This is a genomic window from Kineococcus indalonis (assembly GCF_009906395.1).
Classification (GTDB): Bacteria; Actinomycetota; Actinomycetes; order Actinomycetales; family Kineococcaceae; genus Kineococcus; species Kineococcus indalonis.
In genome coordinates, this window is sequence record NZ_JAAALM010001052.1 from 1 (window position 1) to 387 (window position 387).

Genomic DNA, 387 nt, shown 5'->3' on the forward strand with positions numbered 1-387 from the left:
GTCAGGGCGGCGGCGAGCTCGCCGCCGCCCTGACCGTGCAGCACCCCGCCGCGCGCCTGGCCGACGTCGCCCTCGGCGGCGACGTCATGGCCCGCCTGCACCGCGTGCTCGCCGAGCAGCGCCGCCAGGACGCCCTGCGCGCCCACGGCCTGGAACCGGTGCGCCGGCTGCTGCTCACCGGCCCCTCCGGCACCGGCAAGACCATGACCGCGCACGCCCTGGCCGCCGAGCTGCTGCTGCCCGTCTACACCGTCCCCCTCGACGCCCTCGCCGAGCTGCCCGCCGAGGTCGCCACCGCCCGGCTGCGGCTGGTCTTCGACCTCGTCGCCCAGACGCGCGCCGCGTTCCTCTTCGAGGACCTCGACGTCCTGGCCGACCCGCCCGCCC

General features: G+C 78.3%; 1 protein-coding gene. It reads left to right on the forward strand.

What is annotated here, in order from left to right:
- Positions 1-387, forward strand: a 387-nt coding sequence (locus tag GTR00_RS22660) for an AAA family ATPase (RefSeq protein ID WP_166613689.1), incomplete at both ends; no start/stop codon positions are given.